Here is an 18,338-nt window from a genome sequence, read left to right as displayed (position 1 = left end):
CTCCTCCTTTCCTGCTTGAGGGAACTTCCGCCGGCGCTTACTGACGGTCCTGCATGGCAACGTAGTGAGCGTCCGACTCGCCGGTATACACCGAGCTGGGGCGCAGCAGGCGGTTGTCGGCCGTGTACTCGATCACCGAAGCGCACCAACCACTGATCCGGGCCAGGGCGAAAATCGGGGTGAAGTACTCTTTTGCGATACCCAGGTCGGTGTACACCGTGCCCGAGTAGAAGTCCACGTTGGGGTAAATACCACGGTCACCGATACGGTCCACCACGGTCTTTTCGATCTGCTCCAGAATCTGGTAGTAGGTGCTCTTGCCTTCCTTGTCGGCCACCAGGGCCGCGTAGTCGCGCAGCACGCGGGAGCGGGGGTCGAAGTTCTTGTACACGCGGTGCCCCACGCCCATGATTTTTTCCTTGTTGTCCAGCTTCTTGTTGATGTACTCAGCGGCCTTGTCGGGGCTGCCTACCTCGTCCAACATCACCATGACCTGCTCGTTGGCGCCGCCGTGCAGCGGGCCCTTCAGCGCACCGATAGCGCTGGTGATGGCCGAGTACATGTCGCTCAGGGTGCTGGAGGTGGCGATAGCGGTGAAGGTGCTGGCGTTCATGCCGTGGTCCACATGCAGAATCAGGGCAATGTCGAACAGGCGGGCCTGCTCGGTGGTGGGCTCGGAGCCGTTCAGCATGTACAGGAAGTTGCCGGCGTGGGTCAGGTCGGCGCGGGGAGGCACGATGTCCTTACCGCTCTGGGCACGCTGAATCGCCGCGATAATGGTGGCCATCTGGGCAATCAGGCGCACCGAAATGGCGCGGCGGGCTTCGGGGGTGATGTCTTCGGACTGCTCGTCCAGCAGGCCCAGGTAGGACACGGCCGTCCGCAGCGCCTGCATGGGCACAGCGCCCTGCGGCATGGCGCGAATCACGTCCTGCAGCTGCGCGGGGATTTCACGGTTGGCCTTCAGCTCGGCGTCGAACTCGGCCAGCTCCTGGGCATTGGGCAGCCGGCCCAGCAGCAGAGCCAGGCTCAGCTCCTCGAAGGTGCTGCTCTCGGCCCACTCCTGAATCGGAATCCCCAGGTGGGTCAGAATGCCTTCCTGACCGTTGATGAACGTCAGCTTGCTCTCCGTAAAACGGACCCCTTCGAGCCCTTTGGCAATGTCTTGATTTTGGGTCATAGTGCGTTCACCATAGCACCTCCGCTCCATTTTCCCCCACCACACAGGCCACAAAATGGGCGTCCCACTGCCCCACCTTCCTAGTTCCTGCAGCAGTGACAACACCTCCAGCCACCTCCGCCTTTCAGCCGCCCGGCAGGTACACTGGCCTGCGTGATTACTCTGGCGCTGGACACCTCCACCCCTTACCTGACCCTGGCCCTCCGCTGGCCGGGCGGCGAGCTGGAGAGCACCGAGCGTATCGAACGTGCCCACGCCGAGCGCCTACCGGGCAGCGTTCAGGCACTCTTCGCAGAAGCAGGACTGGACTTCCGCGCCGAGCGGCTGGTCATCGGCAGTGGGCCAGGCTCCTATACCGGCGTGAGGATTGGGGCCAGCTACGCCCTGGCTCTGGCCAGGGTATGGCAGGCGGAGCTCCTGGGTGTGCCCACCCTGTGCGCCCTGCTGTCCCGCCAGCCTGGGCTGCAGGCCCCTGCGCTGGACGCCCGCAAGGAGAACGTGTACGGCGCGCTGTACCGGGTAGAGGAAAGCACCGTGACCGAGCTGAGCCCTCCCGAGAAATACACCCAGGCCGACTTCGCCGCGCTGGCTCAGGACCGGGGTGCAGAACTGAGGCAGGACGCTGTGCCCAGCGGCCTGAGTCTGATCCACGCAGCCGGCACGCTGGCGCAGGGCCAGCCACAACTGCGCCTGAGCTATCTGTAGTCGGATCAGCCGTCTGTGGTCGGAGCCTCAGCCGGGGCCCTGCGGGTCCAGCGGTCGGCGTCACGCCCCTCCACCTTCGCCATCATCCGCTCAAAACCACGTTCCAGGTTCAGGCCGCTCTCGTTGGCCAGACACAGCATCACAAACAGCAGGTCGGCCAGCTCCATTTCCAGGTCGCCCACTTCCTCGCCGGGCTTGGGCGTCTTGCCGTTCTGGTGAGCAATCACACGGGCAATCTCGCCCACTTCCTCGGTCAGGCGGGCCTGCATCAGCAGGGGCGGGAAGTAACCTTCCTCGAACTGCGAGATAAAAGCGTCCACCCGGCGGCTGGCCGCTTCAAAGGTCAGGGGGTCGGCGCCGGCAATGCCAGAAAATTCGGTCATGGGCTTAGGGTAACCTGCTGGACGCGAACAGACCCCACCAGCGGGCAAGGACACCAGCAGGCAAAGACACCAGCGGGCCAGGGCCAGCGCAGGGCTCAGCGCAGGATGTAGAAGTAGGTTTCCTGCACGTCACGGTCGGCCTGGGTCAGTGCCGCGCCGTCCACGGCCAGGCCGCCGCCCGCGCGAATGCGCGTAAAGATGGCGCGGACCACCTGCAGGCCATTCGGGGCGTCCACGTTGTAGGTCACGCGGTCGCCGGCGCGGGGAAAGACAGTGGTGCCGCGGTCCACATAAACGTCCCGCACCAGCACCTGAGCACTGCCGTCCGGCTGACGGGCCACCAGCGTCAGGTAACCGGGCTCGCGCACGCTGACGCGCAGGCGCACCTCGTCACCCTGGCGGTAGGCAGCGCCCTCGCCGCGGTCCGGGACGATGCCCGCAATCAGGTTGCGCTGCGAGGCATCGAGTCCCAGGTTGGGGCGCTCGGTTTGAAGGGTGCAGGAGCTGAGGCCGGTTCCCAGACCGAGCGTCAGCACTGCCAGCAGAAGGTGCCTGGACATGGCTCCAGCATAGCGGCCGCCAGCCAGCCACAGCCCACCCCCATTCAGGGGCAACCTGACCCGGAGCATCTGCTTCCCCCGGAGCGTCTCGCACCCGTACTGCAAGACGGTTCACAGGGCGACATATCTGCTGGAAAAGCGTCAGCAGGACCGTCGTTCTTCGCCCTGCCCTCATATCTTGCACCCACTTCGGGCGCCCAAAAGATATTCATTCTGTCAAATGCTTCAGGCGACATTGCCTACACAGCTCATGCTCTAGATTGGCCCCATGCACCTGCGCCCGGCCCGCCCCGTCTCTGCTCGGCGCCCGGCCCGCTGGTCGGCTGCTCTGGGCACGCTGGTCCTGACTGGCCTACTGGCGGCCTGTGGGCCGGCGGCCACCTCCACCCAGCAACTTCAGGAAGTGACCGGAGACGGCGCAACCCCTTCTCTGCGGACGACCAGCGACGCAGCAGCGTCCGGAGGGGCCACCACTGCACTGCCCCACTACACGTCCGAGCAGTTCCTGCGGGACCTGCGGGCCGGCAAAATCACTTCTGCAATGCTGAGCAGCTCGGGCAACGCCACCGTGTTCGTCCGCGACCGCCCCGGTCCCGAAGCGGTGGCCCTGCCACCCGACGGCGAGACCCTGACCCTGCTGCGGGAGGCCAACGTCCCTTTTACGGTCAGCTCGTCGCGTTCCCGTTTCGCCTGGCTGGGGCAGATTCTGCCTGTCGCCGTTACCCTGCTGATTCTGCTGGTGATGTGGCGGACCATCCGGGCGCAGCAGAGCGGTGCGGCGGCCAGTGCCTTTGGCAAGAGCAGGGCTTCTGTCATTGTCCCCGCAAAGGTAGGCGTCACCTTTGCGGACGTGGCGGGCTGCGAGGAGGCCAAAGCCGACCTGCAGGAAGTCGTGGATTTCCTGCGCCAGCCCGAAAAGTACCGCGCTCTGGGGGCCCGCATTCCCCATGGCCTGCTGCTGGTCGGTCCTCCCGGCTCCGGCAAGACCCTGCTCGCCAAGGCGGTCGCCGGCGAAGCCGGCGTCCCCTACTTCGCCGTTTCCGGTTCCGACTTCGTGGAAATGTTCGTGGGCGTGGGCGCCGCCCGTGTCCGCGACCTGTTCGAGCAGGCCCGCAAAGCGGCCCCCTGCATCATCTTCATGGACGAAATCGACGCGGTGGGCCGCAAGCGCGGCACCGGCATGCAGGGCGGCAACGACGAACGCGAGCAGACGCTCAACGGGCTGTTGGTGGAGATGGACGGCTTCCGGGGGGAGGCCGACGAAGGGCAGGACATCATCATCCTGGCGGCGACCAACCGCCCGGACGTTCTGGACGCAGCGCTGCTGCGTCCGGGCCGCTTCGACCGGCAGGTGGTGGTGGACGCGCCGGACGCGGCGGTGCGGGAGAGAATCCTGCGGGTTCACTCCCGCACCAAACCGCTGGACCCCGGCGTGGACCTGAGCGTCATTGCGCGGCGCACGGCAGGGATGGTGGGCGCGGATTTGGAGAACCTGCTGAACGAGGCAGCGTTGCTGGCGGCGCGGTCGGGACGTCCCCGTATCCTGATGGCGGATATTGACGAGGCGCGGGACCGGGTGCTGATGGGGCCGGAGCGCCGCAGCCTGGTGATTCAGGAGGCGGACCGCCGCATCACCGCCTACCACGAGGTGGGACATGCCCTGGCGGCACAGCTGCTGCCGCACGCCCACCGCGTCGCCAAGCTGACCGTGGTGCCACGTGGCCGGGCTGCTGGCTACATGCTGCCCGACGCCAAGGACACGCTACATGTGACCCGCGCCGCCTTGCAGGACATGCTGACCGTGGCCCTGGCCGGCCGCGCCGCCGAGGAAGTGGTCATGGGCGAGGTCACGGCCGGCGCACAGAACGATTTTCAGCAAGCCACTGGGCTGGCCCGGCGGATGGTGACCGAGTGGGGCATGGGCGAACGGACCGGCAAGGTTGCCTGGGCCAGCGAGGACTCCGGTTATCTGGGCGGCGGCCCTCAGCCTCTGCCCATGAGCCAGGCCACCGCCCGTACCATAGACCAGGAGGTGGAGGACCTGGTCACGCAGGCCCACGGGCAGGCCGTCCGCCTGGTCCGTGAGTATCTGCCGCAGGTTCACCGGGTGGCCGAGGCGCTGCTGCAGCGAGAAAGCCTCAGCGGTGAGGAGTTCTCGGCGCTGCTGGCCGGTGGGCAGCTGGACGGAGAGGCCGGAACTTCAGCGCCTCCGGCTCCCCGCCCTGCACCAACTTGAGGCCTGAGGGGCTCAACCAGGCCGCTGAGCCGCCGCCGCCGCCGTCGCCGCCGTCAGCCGGCCCATCAGGTCCGATTCGTGGGCGCGGGCTGCACGCAACAGTGAGTTCTTGACGGCCTGCTCATCTGACGACCCGTGCCCGATAAAGGTCAGACCGTTCACTCCCAGCAGCAGGCTGGCCCCGTAGGTGCTGGGGTTCAGCCGCTTGGCCAGACCTTTGAGCGCCCCACGCACCAGCAGGCCTCCCGCTTTGGCTTTCAGGCTGCTTCCCAGCGCTTCCTTGACCCAGCCCAGCAGCACCTTGGCTTCCCCCTCGGCCAGCTTGAGAACCACGTTGCCGGTAAAGCCGTCGGTCACCACGATGTCGGTGGTGCCCTGGAAAATGTCGCGGCCTTCCACGTTGCCGTAGAAGTTCACGCCCTGGCCGTGCAGCCCGCGCAGCAGCGCGTGAGCGTCCAGCACCAGCTGGCTGCCCTTGTGGTCCTCTTCCCCGATGCTCAGCAGACCCACGGTAGGGTCGCGGCGATCTTCCACCACCTGCAGATACACGCTGGCGAGCAGAGCCCACTGGGCCAGGTAGCCCGGCTTCACGTCGGCGTTGGCACCCACGTCCAGCAGGGTGACGAAGCCGTTCTTGGCCGGCAGGTGGGTCAGCATGGCCGGGCGCTCCACTCCGCCCAGGCGCCCCAGGGTCAGCAGCGCCGAGGCCATCGCCGCGCCGCTGTGGCCCATCGTTACGGCAGCAGCGGCCCGTCCCTCTTTGACCAGCCGGGTACAGACGTTGATGCTGGCGTCCCGCCGCGAGCGCACATCCCGCGCATGTTCATCCATCCCGATGACATCCGGGGTGTCTATCACCCGCACTGGCAGACTGCTGCTGCCCGCGTGCTTGGCCAGCTCGGCATGAATCTGCGGTTCGCGGCCCACCAGCAGCACCGCCACTCCGGCGCGGGCCGCCGCGACAGCCCCGGCCACGTTGGGCTCCACGCCGTAGTCGCCGCCCATGGCATCCAGCGCGATGGGAAGCGGATAAGCCTGCTCAGCCTTCATGGTTCACCGCCCCAGCGTAGGACAGCCGTTCCAGAGGGTCCCCGGACCGGACTGGTTGCGGGCGTCCGGCCCAGGTGTCACGTTCGTCACCCCGTTCTGCTCCCGCCCGGCCGTCACTGGGCAGGCGGTAGCCGGGCCGCTCGAACCTCTGCCGCAGGTCGCGCAGGTCGAGGTACTCGTCGGCGGCGTTCCGCAGCTCATAGCTGGTCATCTCGGGAATGCTCACCACCACGGTGCGCTTGCCGCGGGCCCGCAGCACTTCCAGCGGCCGCTCGAAGCCACCGCCGCCGCTCATCAGCACCGCCGCGTCAAAGTGGTCCAGGCCGGTCAGCAGGTCGGTCACCAGCTCTATATCTAGACTGGTCTGCCGGTAGGAGACACCGCTCTCATCCACGGTTTCCCGCAGCGGCTGGGTGCGTACCGTGTACCCCATGTAGGTCAGGGCGTCGGTAAAGCGCTTCTGTTTGTCATCGAACTGCGCCGGCAACGCCGTGTAATAAAAGGCATTGTGCAGGCGGCCGCGCTCCCGGAAGTATTCCAGCACCTTGCGGTGGTCGAAATTCCATCCCAGGCGCTTGGCCGCCGAATAGATACTGGCCCCGTCCACAAACAGGGCAATTCGCTGTGAATTCATTTCCAAACCTCTCCGCCTTTATTGTACCGGGCACATTCACGCTGAGGCGGAAGGCGTCTGGCCGGGCAGGAGCGGGATGCACGGCAGCGGTTCAGGACACTCGGCGTTCAGGGAGGCCGCCACCTGCTGCTCCAGAAGCGCCCAGTCCACACCAAAGGCCCCCGGTGAGAGCCGACACAGATATGCCTGGGCCTTGACGAAGTTGCGCCCAGTCAAGCTGCCCATACGCCAGCGCTTGTGCAGGGCGGCGGCCAGCAGAATCAGCGCCTGCAGGGCGTAGCGTTCCTCCCCGCTGGCCCGCAGCCATTCGGGCTCCCAGGCCTCGTGGGCTTCCCACCACTGCCCGGCCGCGAACAGCTGCGCTCCGGCTTGCCAGCGTGCGGGAAAAGTCACCATGCCAGGTTTCATACCCCCGTCATATCAAAGTGCAGCCCAAAGCCCAGGCATGGAACTTACGAAAAAGGCACGCTCCGGGCCATCGCCCGAACTTTCGCGTTCGCTTAGAAGGCGACCCGGCACCCGGTCGGCCGGAAAGCAAAGACTATACTGGCGGCCATGAAACCTGTTGAACTGACAGACGGCAACTTCAAGGACGAACTCAGCAGCGGCCTGACGCTGGTGGACTTCTGGGCTCCCTGGTGCGGTCCCTGCCGCATCATCGCGCCTGTGCTGGAAGAACTCGCCGGTGACTATGACGGCAAAGTCAAAATCGGCAAGGTGAACGTGGACGAGAACCCCACCACGGCTGCACAGTTCCGCGTGATGAGCATCCCCACCCTGATCCTGTTCAAAGACGGCGAGCCGGTGGAGCAGATGGTGGGCGCCGCGCCCAAGCGCTCCTTCGAGACCCTGCTGAACAAGCACCTCGAAGCTGCCAACTGACCCTCCCCACCCTATCCGCAGGCTCACCTTCCGACAGGTGGGCTTTTTTCCGTACCGGCCAGAAACCAAAAAAAGGCCGACCCGCAGGTCAGCTTTCTCAGCTTGGTCTGAATTAGACCAGTTCGATCAGGGCCATGGTGGTGGCGTCGCCGCGACGAACGCCGGTCTTGAGGATACGGGTGTATCCACCGCTGCGCTCGGCGTAGCGAGGAGCGATTTCTTCCATGACCTTGCTCACGACTTCTTTGTCGTGGATGTCCTGGGCCACCAGACGGCGGGCGTGCAGATCGCCGCCCTTGGCGGTGGTGATCAGCTTCTCGACGTAAGGGCGCAGTTCCTTGGCCTTGGTCAGGGTGGTTTGAATGCGGCCTTCGCGCAGCAGCGCAGTCGCCTGGGCACGGGCCAGGGCGGTACGGGCGCTGCTGTTGCGGTTCAGCTTGCGGCCAGCTCTTCCGTGACGCATAGCAGTTCTCCTTTATAGATGAGGGGCTTGGGGCAATACACGGGGCATTCCCGGTAAGTGGCGGGGCGGAACTCAGTCGCGCAGGGCTTTACCGAACTGGGCCAGCTGCTGCTTGATTTCGTCCAGGCTGCGTTCACCGATGCCGGGCACCTTTTTCAGGTCGCGGTCGCTCAGGGCACACAGGGCATCCACGTTGTCGATGCCTTCTTCTTTCAGCGAGTGGAGCACGCGGGTGGTCAGGCCCAGCCCTTCCAGGCTGACACTGGGTTCACCGCTACTGACGCTTTCTTCGGCTGGAGCAGCGCTTTCGGGAGCCACTTCAGCTTCGGGCTGTACCGTCTCAGCAGAAATGGTGTAGTCCAGTGCGCTGCTTTCGCTATCTTCCAGCTCCTCTACGGAACCGAAGACCAGCAGTTCTTCACGCAGGATGTCAATCGCCTGGTCCAGGACGTCCTGGGGGCTGGCGCTGCCATCGGTCCAGATGCGCAGAATGAGCTTGTCTAGGTCGGTCTGACGGCCCACACGGGTGTTTTCCACGTGGTAGGCGACACGGCGCACCGGGTTGAACATCGCGTCCACCGGAATCGAATTGATGCGGTCCTTGGTGGCGTGCTTGTCGGCGGGCACGTAGCCTTCGCCTTCTTCGACACGCACTTCCATCACCAGCTGGCCACCATCGGCCAGGTTGGCGATTTCCAGGTCCGGGTTGACGATTTCGGCGTCACTGGGCACTTCGAAATCCGAGGCGCGGATGACTCCCTGGCCCTGAGCACGCAGCGTCAGGGTCTTGGGGCCGGGAGCGTGAAACTTCACCACCAGCTCCTTGAGGTTCAGAATCAGTCGAATGACATCTTCCTTCACTCCAGGAATGGTCGAGAACTCGTGCAGGACGTCTTCAATGTAAACACTGGTGACGGCCGTACCCTGAATCGAGGACATCAGAATGCGCCGAATAGGGTTGCCGATGGTGACCCCGTAACCACGCTTGAGTGGTTCGAGCACGAACTCGCCATAATTTCCTTCGACGCGGGCTTTGAGTTGAGGGCGCTTCTGATCCATGGGACCTCCAGGGTTAGCGCGAGTAGTACTCGATGATGAAGTTTTCGTTGATCGGCAGGGCCAGGTCTTCGCGGGCGGGCAGACGGTTGAAGGTACCGGTGAAGGTCTCGGCATTCACTTCCAGCCAGGGGCTGGGACGGCGGCGCTTCATGGCTTCCATATTCTCCTGCACGAAGCCCATCGAACGGCTCTTCTCCGCCACGGTGATCTCGTCACCGATCTTGACGCGGTAAGAAGCGATATCCACCTTCTTGCCGTTGACCAGAATATGACCGTGACCCACGAACTGACGGGCCTGGCGGCGGGTGCTGGCAAAGCCCATGCGGAAGACGACGTTGTCAAGGCGGCGCTCCAGCAGCTGCAGGAACACGGTGCCCAGCACGCCAGGCTGACGGGTGGCTTCCTCGAACAGGTTGCGGAACTGCTTCTCGTTCATGCCGTACAGGCGGGACAGCTTCTGCTTTTCACGCAGACGCACCGAGTAGTCGCTCGGGCGGCCGCGGCCACGGCGCTGGCCGTGCTGGCCAGGTGCGTAGGGACGGCGGTCCAGATACTTCTGCACCTTTTCGGTTTCCGCCAGGTTGATTCCTTCACGGCGGCTTTGCTTGACGATAGAACCACTAAAACGACCCATATTTCTCCTTGGTATGGGGCACGCGGGGTGCCCCGGTCAGTGCGGCCCTCTGCTTGCCAGAACTCTTTGCGAGTTGCCAGCGCCGCTTCCTCAGCCTGTGGTGGGCCTGACTGCACTACATAGGGTACGCAGCGGGAAGCGGGGCAGGTGGGTCCGCGCGTAGCGCTTAGGCGCGGAACTTCTTCTTGGGGCGGCAGCCGTTGTGGGGCACGGGAGTGTCGTCCATGATGGAGCGCACTTCGATACCACTGGCCTGAATGGCGCGAATGGCCTGCTCACGGCCGGAGCCGGAACCACGCACAATCACGTCCACCGAGTTCATGCCGAACGACTGCTGGGCCTTTTTCACGGCGTCGGCAGCGGCCAGCTGAGCAGCGTAGGGGGTACCCTTCTTGCTGCCTTTGTAGCCGATGGTGCCGCCGCTCGACCAAGCCACGGAGTTGCCGTCCTGGTCGGTGATGGTGACGATGGTGTTGTTGTAGCTGGCATGCACGTAGGCGCGGCCGGCGGCAATGCTGCGGCGGCTGCGGCGGGGCGCTCTGCCTTTGGTGGTCTTCGCCATGGCTTACCTCGCTGCCTTTTTCTTGCCTGCAACGGTCTTCTTGGGACCTTTGCGGGTACGGGCGTTGGTCTTGGTCTTCTGACCACGGACCGGCAGACCACGGCGGTGACGCAGACCGCGGTAGGCGCCGATGTCCATCAGACGCTTGATGTTCTGGCCCACTTCACTGCGCAGATCGCCTTCGACCTTGTAGGTCTTTTCGATGGCATCACGCAGGGTGGACTGTTCGGCTTCGCTCAGATCCTTGATCCGGGTATCGGCATTGATCCCGGTACGCTCCAGAATCTCGCGGCTGCGGGTCAGGCCAATACCGTAAATGTAGGTCAGGCCGATTTCAACACGCTTTTCGCGTGGCAGGTCTACACCAGCAATACGCGCCATACTCAGCCCTGCCTTTGCTTATGCTTGACGTTGGTGCAAATGACGAACACCCGGCCGTGACGGCGGATGACTCGGCAGTTGTCACACATTTTTTTGACACTACTGCGCACTTTCATATACTTCCTCCTCGCGCCGCCTTTGCTTCATGCTGAGCAGCGCTCGACCCCCGGCCCCTGAAATGGACCCTGACTGGCCCCAGCCGGGAATCTGCGGGTACTTCCCGTAGGTGTGGCTCACGTGGAAATGCAGGGACATTCCCTGCCTCTCCCAAGCTCCCCGCGTTACTTACGGTAGACGATGCGTCCGCGCGTCGTATCGTAGGGGCTGATTTCCAGAACAACCCGGTCGCCGGGCAAAATACGGATGTAGTGAATCCTCATCTTGCCGCTGATGTAAGCCAGGATTTCATGACCCGTGTCAAGCTTCACCTTGAACGTGGTGTTGGGCAAAGCCTCCTCTACCACGCCCTCGGCGCGTACGACATCCGAGTCTTCCTTCTTACGCTTCTCGTTTTGTTCCGGCATTTTTCGTCTCGCCACATAACCTCCAAGCTAAGTACAAGCCAAAGAATAAGCTATCACGTCCCCTTGAGCCCCCGCAAGTCCTGCGAGCAATAAGAAGACCACTTCCGGAATTTACCGGGCTGTAGAGATGACCTGCTCAATTCGCGCATACACCTCGTCCATGGTGCCGGTGCCGTCCACCTCGGTCAGGCGGCCCGTGCGCTGGTAGTGCTCGATCAGGGGGGCCGTTTCCTGGCGGTACACTTCCTGACGGCGGCGGGCCACTTCCTCGGTATCATCGCTGCGTACCGGCTCACCGGCGGCGGCGGCCTGGCGGCCACGCTCCACAATACGCCCGATCAACTCCTCATCGGGGACTTCCAGCAGAACCGCAGCACTGACCGGGGCACCCAGTTCTTCCAGCAGGAGGTCCAGGGCATTGGCCTGCGCCTGTGTACGGGGAAAGCCGTCAAAGATAATCCGCACCGGCTCCATGGTGCAGATGCGGTCACGGATCAGGGCCACCAGAATATCGTCGGGCACCAGCTGTCCGGCTGCCAGGATGGGAGCCACCTGCTGGCCCAGTGCCGTTTCGCGGGCCACATGGTCGCGCAGGATATCGCCGGTACTGACCTTGGTCAGCCCGTAAGCGGCGGCCAGCCGCTCTGCCTGCGTGCCCTTACCTGCACCGGGAGGGCCCAGAAAAATAACAACCTGATTCGTTGCTTGAGTCATTACGTTTACTCCTTCTTTTGCTGTTGGCTGACCGTGAAACGGCCGTCGCAAACATCATAAGGGGCAGAGGCGACCGGCTGGGAGCCCAGCCGAACCTGCCGTCTCCCCTTTTGCACCTGTTCACGCCCGCTGGAGCCGTCTCAGACGGTGCCTGACCGGCACTCGCCAGGTGCCACCGACAGGGGAACATGCTCCGGCAATCCTGCCCCCGGCAGGCATATACAAAAAACCGCTCCCCGAAAGGAACGGTCCTTGTTTTATCGCTGCTTCGCGCTACTTCCCAGGCTCAGGTCGTGCGGTCGCGCAGACGGCCTTTGCGGATAAATCCGTCGTAGCGGCGCACCGTCAGCTGGGCTTCCAGCTGCTTGAGGGTTTCCAGCGCCACACCCGCGATAATCAGCAGACCGGTGCCGCTGAACATGAATGTGGTGATGCCGGTCAGGCTCTGCACCAGCTGAGGCATCAGGGTCAGCACGACCAGAAAGGCCGCTCCCCACAGACTCAGCCGCGCGCTGATGTTTCCCAGGAACTGGGCGGTAGGAACCCCAGGGCGAACCCCAGGAATAAAGGCCCCCGACTCGCGCAGCTGCTCACTGATCCGTTTGGGATCAAATTGCACCGAGTTGTACAGGAAGGTAAAGCCGAAAATCAGCAGAGCTTCCAGTGCCATGTACCAGGGAGTGCCGAAGGTCAAGTAAGTCTGGATGAACTCGTTGACCTGCGGCGCCCGCTCGGCAGTGGCCGTTGCAATCAGGTTAGGGATAATCAGCATCGCCGAAGCGAAAATGACCGGAATCACTCCTGCTTGGTTCACCTTGATAGGCAGCCAGGTGGCCTGTCCAGCGCGGCGGCCTGTTCCGGCAGCGCCGCCCCGGGCGCGGGCATAGGTGATGGGTACGCGGCGTTCGGCCTGGTACACGTACACGATGCCCACGATGGTCAGGATGATGATGCCGATAAAGGCCAGCAGGGGCAGTAGCGTCAGCTGACCGCTGCGGAACAGTTCGGCAGTTGCGGCGATTTCGCCTGGATACACACCGATAATTCCGCTCACGATGATCAGGCTGATACCGTTGCCGATACCCACATCGGTGATACGTTCACCAATCCACATGGTGAGCGCCACACCCGCAATCTGAGTCAGGACCATCACCAAAACGGTGAACAGCCCCGGATCCCAGCCCACTGCGATGAAGGTGGGGTTGCTGGTGATAAACAGAGAAAAGAAAAGTGCCTGAAACGCCCCCAGACCCACCGCAGCGTAGCGGGTGAGCTGGTTGATACGTTTGCGCCCTTCCTCGCCTTCCTTACTGAGCTTTTCCAGCTGCGGCACCGTCTTGGTCAGCAGCTGAATCACGATGCTGGCCGTAATGTAGGGCAGCACCCCCAGCGCAAAGATGGAAAACTGCGTCAGGTTGCCGCCCGAGATAAAGCTCAGCAGGCCGAAGAGGTCATTGTTGGTGGCGTTTTGCAGCGCCGCCACATTGACCCCCGGCGTGGGAATGGCGCTCCCCAGGCGGTAGACCGCTAGGAGGAGCAGCGTAAAGATAATCTTCCGCAGCAGCTCCGGAGTCTGGAAGGCTTCGCGGAAGGCGCGGAGCATGTTACTCGGCCTTCTCCGTCTCGCCGGCCTGGGCCTGGGTCAGTTCAACCCGGCCACCAGCCGCTTCTACAGCGCGGACTGCCGAAGCACTGGCAGCGTCCACACGGACGGTGACCGCACGGCTCAGTTCGCCGCTGCCCAGCAGCTTGACGGGACGGTTCTTGCGGCGCACCAGACCGGCCTGCTCCAGAGCGGCGCGGTCAAAGCTGCCGCCTTCCAGCGCGCTCAGCTGGCTGAGGTTCACCACTTCATAAGTGGTGCCCACGTTGTTAAAGCCACGCTTGGGCAGACGGCTGATCAGGGTGCTGCGGCCGCCTTCGAAGAACAGGCCCTTGCCAGCGCCACTGCGGCTCTTCTGACCCTTGTGACCACGGCCGGCCGTCTTGTCGGTGCCGCCGGGACCACGGCCCACGCGCTTGCGGTTGCGGCGCGAACCGGGAGCGGGCTGCAGGTCATGCAGTTTCATGACTTTGCTCATTGCTGAACCTCCAGCAGATGTTCGACCTTGCGAATCATGCCGCGAATGGCAGGGGTGTCCTGCACTTCACGGGACTGACCAATTTTGCTCAGGCCCAGCGCCTTGACCGTGTCCCGCTGCTCTTGCGGGCGGCCAATCACGCTGCGCTTCAGGGTAATTTTCACAGCGAGCCTCCAGTCAGGGGCGACACGCCTTCACCTTCCAGCAGTTCACGGACCTGCTGCGGCGTGCGGAGCTTTTGCAGACCATCAAACACGGCGTAGGCCACGTTGATTTGGTTACGGCTACCCAGCTCCTTGCTGAGCATGTCGGTGATGCCGGCCAGTTCAGCGATGGAGCGGGGCACGGTGCCCGCAATAACGCCGGTACCGGGAGCGGCACGCTTGAGCAGCACACGGCTGGTGGTGCCTTCGCCCACGATGTCATGGGGAATGGTGCCACCGTCCACAGGAACGGTAATCATGTTCTTACGGGCCACGGTCTTGGCCTTCTCAATGGCCACGGGCACTTCCTTGGCCTTACCGATACCCATACCCACGCGGCCGTTGCGGTCGCCCAGAATGACCAGCGCGGCGAAACGGAAGCGGCGGCCGCCCTGGTAGGTCTTCGAGGTGCGGTTGACGAACAGCATCTTCTCTTCGAATTCGCTGTCCTGACGGTCGTTGCGACGATTAAAAGTCAAGGCCACCCTCCCGCGCGGCATCTGCCAGCGCTTTGACGCGTCCGTGGTAGCGGTACTGACCACGGTCGAATGCGACTTGTTTGACGCCCTTGGCAGCGGCGGCCTCAGCCAGCGCCTTGCCGACTGCTGCGGCGCGGTCGGTCTTGCTACCAGCGGCAGCTTCTTTCAGAGCACCGGTCGAGGCGGCGGCCAGCGTGGTGCCGCTCTTGTCGTCGATGATCTGGGCGTAGATGTGCTTGCTCGAGCGGTAGATGCTCAGGCGGGGACGTTCGCCCATGGCGGTGCGCACCTTGCGGCGAGCGCGCAGCTTGCGGCGGGTTGCAGAAGTATTGCTCATTATTTCGCTCCAGCCTTACCGGGTTTGAGGGGAATATGTTCGCCGAGGAAACGCACACCCTTGCCGTGGTAGGCGTCGGGCTTGCGGACGCGGCGCACGTTGGCGGCCACCTGACCGACCAGCTGCTTGTCGATACCGCTCACATCAATCTTGGTGGGCTCGGGCACCGCGAAGGACACACCTTCGGGGGGATCAATCACGACCGGGTGGCTATAACCGATGGTCAGTTCCAGCGCCTTGCCGGCCAGCTTGGCACGGAAACCCACGCCACGCAGTTCAAGGTTGATCGTGTAGCCTTCGCTCACACCCTGCACCGCGTTGGCGATCAGGCTGCGGGCCAGACCATGCTGGGCGCGCTGCTCAGGCTTGTCGTTGCTGCGTTCGATCACCAGCTGGTCGCCATCCTGCTTGACACTGAGACCCTGGTGATAGGGAACCGTCAGTTCGCCCTTGGGCCCCTTGGCTTTGAAAACGCCATTCTCGGCGCTGACCGTGACCCCACTGGGCACGGTAATAGGTTGTTTACCAATACGGGACATGCTGTCTCCTTCTGTTCAGTCCGGAAAAAATCGTGAGGCGCTGCTTACCAGATCACGCAGATGACTTCGCCGCCCACGCCTTCCTTGCGGGCTTCGCGGTCAGGCAGCAGACCTTTGCTGGTCGACACCACAGCCAGGCCCATGCCGTTACGGACACGGGGCAGACGGTCGGCGCTCAGGTAGGCGCGGCGGCCAGGACGGCTCACACGCTCGATATGCTTGATAACCTGCTCACGGCGTTCGCCGTACTTCAGGCCCAGACGCAGCACGTCAAACTGCTGGCCTTCGGGACGCATACGCTCCACCGAGGCGATGTAGCCTTCTTTGACCAGCAGCTTCGCCAGCTGTTCTTTGAACTTCGACGCCGGCACATCCACGCTCTCCTTGTATCCGCGGGTCGCGTTACGGATGCGCGTCAGCATGTCAGCAATAGGATCACTAACCATTATTCCTCCAGGGGCACCTCGCCCCAGGACAGAGGGAGCCGGAGATGCGGCTCCCAGGTTTTCCCAGGAAAAACGGCCTACTTTGAGCCGAAATTTCTCTTGTTAGGGACATTTCCCAGATTCGGACGATCACCAGGCAATCCGCCTTGGTTCGTATCCGCCGGGACGGACACCAGTGGAATTACCAGCTGGCTTTGCGCACGCCGGGCAGCTCGCCGCGGTGGGCCATTTCACGCATCACAATGCGGCTCACGCCGAAGTGACGGATGTAGCCACGGGGGCGGCCGGTGAACTCGCAGCGGTTATGCAAACGGGTGGGGCTGGCGTCACGGGGCAGCTGGCTCAGGCCGTAGTAATCGCCGGCAGCCTTCATTTCAGCGCGCTTGGCGGCGTACTTGGCTACCTTCTGCTCGCGCTGCTTCTGCTTGGCGATCTTGCTCTTTTTAGCCATGGTTGTCTCTTCCTTTCTTTGGGGTCTCTCAGTGCAGCCCAGGCACGGGGACAGCCGAAGCTGACCTGCCTTGAAGCGGCAATAAGGAGTGCAGCCACGGAAGCTGCAACTCCTCACTCTACCCTACTTGGGCAAACTTGAAAAGATGGGGTGGACTCTTCCCTGCTTCAACGGCGGAAGGGCAAGCCCAGGCCCTGCAGCAGAGCGCGGGCTTCTTCATCCGTCTTAGCAGTGGTCACGATGGTGATATCCATACCACGGGTACGGTCCACCATGTCATACGTGATCTCCGGGAAGATCAGCTGCTCTTTGATGCCCAGGTTGTAGTTACCGCGGCCATCGAAGGCGTTAGGGTTGATTCCCCGGAAGTCGCGGATACGGGGCAGGCCCACGTTAATCAGCTTGTCCAGGAACACCCACATGCGGTCACCGCGCAGCGTCACCTTCACGCCGATGGGCATGCCCTGGCGCAGCTTGAAGTTGGAGATGCTCTTCTTGGCCTTGGTGATCACCGGCTTTTGCAGAGTGATCAGGGCCAGTTCCTTGGCCGCCTTGTCAATGGCCTTGGAGTCATCACGCGCAGCGGAGCCGAGACCTTCGTTGATCACGATCTTCTCGATGCGGGGCGCAGCCATCACGCTGGAGTAGCTGAACTGCTCGACCAGCGCAGGGCGCACCTCGCTCTGGTACTTTTCTTTGAGTTGCAACATAGTTCCTCATTTCGGGCGGACGGGTCGCCCAGGCCGCCCCTTCTGGGAGGGCGGCCCCACAGGTTTAGTCGATGACTTTGCCGCTGGCCGCAGCGACGCGGACCTTGCGGCCATCAACGATCTGCTTGCGCACGCGGGTGGCCTTGCCGGTTTCAGGATCGACCAGCGCCACCTTGGAGGCGTGCAGGGCAATTTCCTTCTCGACGCGGCCGCCTTCAGGGTTGGCGAAGCTGGGCTTGACATGCTTGATGACGGTGTTCACACCCTCGACCAAGACCTTATGGTCGCGGGGGGAGGTTTCCAGCACTTTGCCGGTCGCGCCCTTGTGCTTACCGCTCAGAACCACCACGGTGTCGCCCTTGCGGACGTGCAGCTTGTTGCTGTGGTGTTCGCCTGCTGCTTTACGGGCCATTACAGCACCTCCGGAGCCAGGGAAACGATCTTCATGAAACGGCGGTCGCGCAGCTCGCGGGCCACCGGGCCGAAGACACGGGTGCCGCGGGGCTCACCGTTCTGGTTGATCACCACGGCGGCGTTGCGGTCGAAGCGGATGGTGCTGCCGTCAGCACGCTTGATGGCGTGGCTGGTCCGCACGACCACAGCCTTGACCACGTCGCCGGCTTTCACGGCGCCGCGGGGAGCGGCGTCCTTCACGCTGGCTACGATGATGTCACCGACCTGGGCATAACGCTTGTTGCCGCCACCACCGGTGGTCAGGCCCTTGCCGCCGATGCCCGAGTTGAGCACACGGATGCACATCAGTTCACGGGCGCCGCTGTTGTCGGCCACGTCGAGACGGGTTTGAACCTGAATCATGCTTCGCCTCCAGCTTCTTCAGTGGCGACTTCGGTTTCGGCCACAGTGGTTTCCATGCCACGGGGACGCTCAATCAGACGGGTGACCTTCCAGGTCTTGTTCTTGCTGATAGGACGCACCGCGATGATTTCCACACGGTCACCGATGCGGTATTCGTTCTGCTCGTCGTGGGCAGCGTACTTTTTGCTGCGGGTCACGACCTTGCCGTACAGAGGGTGGGCGAAGCGGCGCTCCACTTTCACACTCACCGTCTTGTCAGCCTTATCGCTGACCACGGTGCCCTGGAAGGTCTTTCTCAGGGCGACTTTC

The 18,338-nt window shown here is 63.3% G+C and carries 29 protein-coding genes; 3 read left to right on the top strand and 26 right to left on the bottom strand.

Annotation, left to right across the window (positions count from 1 at the left end; all coding sequences use genetic code 11):
• Window positions 1-37 precede the first annotated feature (37 nt).
• Window positions 38-1,180 (bottom strand): citrate/2-methylcitrate synthase, encoded by a 1,143-nt coding sequence (locus DEIPR_RS02240; protein ID WP_013614211.1) that lies wholly within the window; start codon window positions 1,178-1,180, stop codon window positions 38-40.
• A gap of 153 nt (window positions 1,181-1,333) precedes the next feature.
• On the opposite strand from DEIPR_RS02240, the gene tsaB reads away from it, so the two are divergent.
• Window positions 1,334-1,885: a tRNA (adenosine(37)-N6)-threonylcarbamoyltransferase complex dimerization subunit type 1 TsaB gene (gene tsaB, locus DEIPR_RS02235; protein ID WP_013614210.1), complete on the top strand. Its 552-nt coding sequence runs from the start codon at window positions 1,334-1,336 to the stop codon at window positions 1,883-1,885.
• 5 nt (window positions 1,886-1,890) lie between these two features.
• On the opposite strand, the gene DEIPR_RS02230 is transcribed toward tsaB, so the two are convergent.
• A complete protein-coding gene (locus tag DEIPR_RS02230) occupies window positions 1,891-2,268 on the bottom strand; it encodes a nucleotide pyrophosphohydrolase (RefSeq protein ID WP_013614209.1) in 378 nt (125 codons plus the stop codon).
• A 95-nt stretch (window positions 2,269-2,363) separates the two neighbouring features.
• The gene (locus DEIPR_RS02225; protein WP_041221899.1) at window positions 2,364-2,828 is read right to left on the bottom strand and encodes a DUF4384 domain-containing protein; all 465 of its coding nucleotides are present in this window, start codon (window positions 2,826-2,828) and stop codon (window positions 2,364-2,366) included.
• Between the two features lie 268 nt (window positions 2,829-3,096).
• On the opposite strand from DEIPR_RS02225, the gene ftsH reads away from it, so the two are divergent.
• A complete protein-coding gene (ftsH, locus tag DEIPR_RS02220; RefSeq protein ID WP_013614207.1) occupies window positions 3,097-5,064 on the top strand; it encodes an ATP-dependent zinc metalloprotease FtsH in 1,968 nt (655 codons plus the stop codon).
• A 12-nt stretch (window positions 5,065-5,076) separates the two neighbouring features.
• On the opposite strand, the gene plsX is transcribed toward ftsH, so the two are convergent.
• From plsX to DEIPR_RS02205, 3 genes are read right to left on the bottom strand one after another with little or no spacing between them, the layout of a single operon-like run.
• A complete protein-coding gene (gene plsX / locus DEIPR_RS02215) occupies window positions 5,077-6,114 on the bottom strand; it encodes a phosphate acyltransferase PlsX (protein ID WP_013614206.1) in 1,038 nt (345 codons plus the stop codon).
• A complete protein-coding gene (locus tag DEIPR_RS02210; RefSeq protein WP_013614205.1) occupies window positions 6,104-6,748 on the bottom strand; it encodes a LabA-like NYN domain-containing protein in 645 nt (214 codons plus the stop codon). The genes plsX and DEIPR_RS02210 overlap by 11 nt, the downstream gene beginning before the upstream one ends.
• 36 nt (window positions 6,749-6,784) lie before the next feature.
• Window positions 6,785-7,156, bottom strand: coding sequence for a DUF309 domain-containing protein (locus DEIPR_RS02205; RefSeq protein WP_013614204.1), 372 nt, complete (start codon window positions 7,154-7,156; stop codon window positions 6,785-6,787).
• 147 nt (window positions 7,157-7,303) lie between these two features.
• On the opposite strand from DEIPR_RS02205, the gene trxA reads away from it, so the two are divergent.
• The gene (gene trxA, locus DEIPR_RS02200; protein ID WP_013614203.1) at window positions 7,304-7,630 is read left to right on the top strand and encodes a thioredoxin; all 327 of its coding nucleotides are present in this window, start codon (window positions 7,304-7,306) and stop codon (window positions 7,628-7,630) included.
• Between the two features lie 112 nt (window positions 7,631-7,742).
• On the opposite strand, the gene rplQ is transcribed toward trxA, so the two are convergent.
• The 20 genes from rplQ to rpsQ all read right to left on the bottom strand — a co-directional run bounded on the left by rplQ (window position 7,743) and on the right by rpsQ (window position 18,328).
• On the bottom strand, window positions 7,743-8,093 hold the full coding sequence (gene rplQ / locus DEIPR_RS02195; protein WP_013614202.1) for a 50S ribosomal protein L17: 351 nt from the start codon (window positions 8,091-8,093) through the stop codon (window positions 7,743-7,745).
• A 72-nt stretch (window positions 8,094-8,165) separates the two neighbouring features.
• Window positions 8,166-9,152, bottom strand: coding sequence for a DNA-directed RNA polymerase subunit alpha (locus DEIPR_RS02190; RefSeq protein WP_013614201.1), 987 nt, complete (start codon window positions 9,150-9,152; stop codon window positions 8,166-8,168).
• Between the two features lie 13 nt (window positions 9,153-9,165).
• On the bottom strand, window positions 9,166-9,786 hold the full coding sequence (gene rpsD, locus DEIPR_RS02185; protein ID WP_013614200.1) for a 30S ribosomal protein S4: 621 nt from the start codon (window positions 9,784-9,786) through the stop codon (window positions 9,166-9,168).
• Between the two features lie 166 nt (window positions 9,787-9,952).
• Window positions 9,953-10,348 (bottom strand): 30S ribosomal protein S11, encoded by a 396-nt coding sequence (gene rpsK, locus DEIPR_RS02180; RefSeq protein WP_013614199.1) that lies wholly within the window; start codon window positions 10,346-10,348, stop codon window positions 9,953-9,955.
• A gap of 3 nt (window positions 10,349-10,351) precedes the next feature.
• Entirely contained in the window at window positions 10,352-10,729 is a 378-nt protein-coding gene (gene rpsM / locus DEIPR_RS02175; protein WP_013614198.1) for a 30S ribosomal protein S13, read from the bottom strand.
• Between the two features lie 2 nt (window positions 10,730-10,731).
• Window positions 10,732-10,845, bottom strand: a complete 114-nt coding sequence (gene rpmJ, locus DEIPR_RS02170; RefSeq protein ID WP_013614197.1) for a 50S ribosomal protein L36 — start codon at window positions 10,843-10,845, stop codon at window positions 10,732-10,734.
• A 165-nt stretch (window positions 10,846-11,010) separates the two neighbouring features.
• Window positions 11,011-11,253 (bottom strand): translation initiation factor IF-1, encoded by a 243-nt coding sequence (infA, locus tag DEIPR_RS02165; RefSeq protein WP_041221897.1) that lies wholly within the window; start codon window positions 11,251-11,253, stop codon window positions 11,011-11,013.
• Between the two features lie 111 nt (window positions 11,254-11,364).
• Window positions 11,365-11,967: an adenylate kinase gene (locus tag DEIPR_RS02160; RefSeq protein ID WP_013614194.1), complete on the bottom strand. Its 603-nt coding sequence runs from the start codon at window positions 11,965-11,967 to the stop codon at window positions 11,365-11,367.
• Window positions 11,968-12,253: 286 nt separating this feature from the next.
• Window positions 12,254-13,570, bottom strand: a complete 1,317-nt coding sequence (gene secY, locus DEIPR_RS02155) for a preprotein translocase subunit SecY (protein WP_013614193.1) — start codon at window positions 13,568-13,570, stop codon at window positions 12,254-12,256.
• Between the two features lies 1 nt (window position 13,571).
• Window positions 13,572-14,036, bottom strand: coding sequence for a 50S ribosomal protein L15 (gene rplO / locus DEIPR_RS02150; RefSeq protein WP_041222252.1), 465 nt, complete (start codon window positions 14,034-14,036; stop codon window positions 13,572-13,574).
• 8 nt (window positions 14,037-14,044) lie between these two features.
• Window positions 14,045-14,212 carry a 50S ribosomal protein L30 gene (rpmD, locus tag DEIPR_RS02145; protein WP_013614191.1) on the bottom strand — a complete coding sequence of 56 codons (168 nt, stop codon included), beginning with the start codon at window positions 14,210-14,212 and terminating at the stop codon, window positions 14,045-14,047.
• A complete protein-coding gene (gene rpsE, locus DEIPR_RS02140; protein WP_013614190.1) occupies window positions 14,209-14,730 on the bottom strand; it encodes a 30S ribosomal protein S5 in 522 nt (173 codons plus the stop codon). The genes rpmD and rpsE overlap by 4 nt, the downstream gene beginning before the upstream one ends.
• Window positions 14,720-15,067 (bottom strand): 50S ribosomal protein L18, encoded by a 348-nt coding sequence (rplR, locus tag DEIPR_RS02135; RefSeq protein ID WP_013614189.1) that lies wholly within the window; start codon window positions 15,065-15,067, stop codon window positions 14,720-14,722. Before rplR ends, rpsE begins: the two co-directional genes overlap by 11 nt.
• The gene (rplF, locus tag DEIPR_RS02130) at window positions 15,067-15,606 is read right to left on the bottom strand and encodes a 50S ribosomal protein L6 (RefSeq protein ID WP_013614188.1); all 540 of its coding nucleotides are present in this window, start codon (window positions 15,604-15,606) and stop codon (window positions 15,067-15,069) included. The genes rplR and rplF overlap by 1 nt, the downstream gene beginning before the upstream one ends.
• A 44-nt stretch (window positions 15,607-15,650) precedes the next feature.
• On the bottom strand, window positions 15,651-16,052 hold the full coding sequence (rpsH, locus tag DEIPR_RS02125; protein WP_013614187.1) for a 30S ribosomal protein S8: 402 nt from the start codon (window positions 16,050-16,052) through the stop codon (window positions 15,651-15,653).
• Between the two features lie 181 nt (window positions 16,053-16,233).
• Window positions 16,234-16,503, bottom strand: coding sequence for a 30S ribosomal protein S14 (gene rpsN / locus DEIPR_RS02120; protein ID WP_013614186.1), 270 nt, complete (start codon window positions 16,501-16,503; stop codon window positions 16,234-16,236).
• A 167-nt stretch (window positions 16,504-16,670) separates the two neighbouring features.
• On the bottom strand, window positions 16,671-17,213 hold the full coding sequence (gene rplE, locus DEIPR_RS02115; protein WP_013614185.1) for a 50S ribosomal protein L5: 543 nt from the start codon (window positions 17,211-17,213) through the stop codon (window positions 16,671-16,673).
• A gap of 64 nt (window positions 17,214-17,277) precedes the next feature.
• The gene (gene rplX / locus DEIPR_RS02110) at window positions 17,278-17,625 is read right to left on the bottom strand and encodes a 50S ribosomal protein L24 (RefSeq protein WP_013614184.1); all 348 of its coding nucleotides are present in this window, start codon (window positions 17,623-17,625) and stop codon (window positions 17,278-17,280) included.
• On the bottom strand, window positions 17,625-18,029 hold the full coding sequence (gene rplN, locus DEIPR_RS02105; RefSeq protein WP_013614183.1) for a 50S ribosomal protein L14: 405 nt from the start codon (window positions 18,027-18,029) through the stop codon (window positions 17,625-17,627). Before rplN ends, rplX begins: the two co-directional genes overlap by 1 nt.
• Window positions 18,026-18,328: a 30S ribosomal protein S17 gene (gene rpsQ, locus DEIPR_RS02100; protein ID WP_041222250.1), complete on the bottom strand. Its 303-nt coding sequence runs from the start codon at window positions 18,326-18,328 to the stop codon at window positions 18,026-18,028. Before rpsQ ends, rplN begins: the two co-directional genes overlap by 4 nt.
• Window positions 18,329-18,338 lie beyond the last annotated feature (10 nt).

Origin of the sequence: Deinococcus proteolyticus MRP (assembly GCF_000190555.1) — a bacterium.
Lineage (GTDB): Bacteria > Deinococcota > Deinococci > Deinococcales > Deinococcaceae > Deinococcus > Deinococcus proteolyticus.
This window is presented reverse-complemented; position numbering and strand designations above follow the sequence as displayed.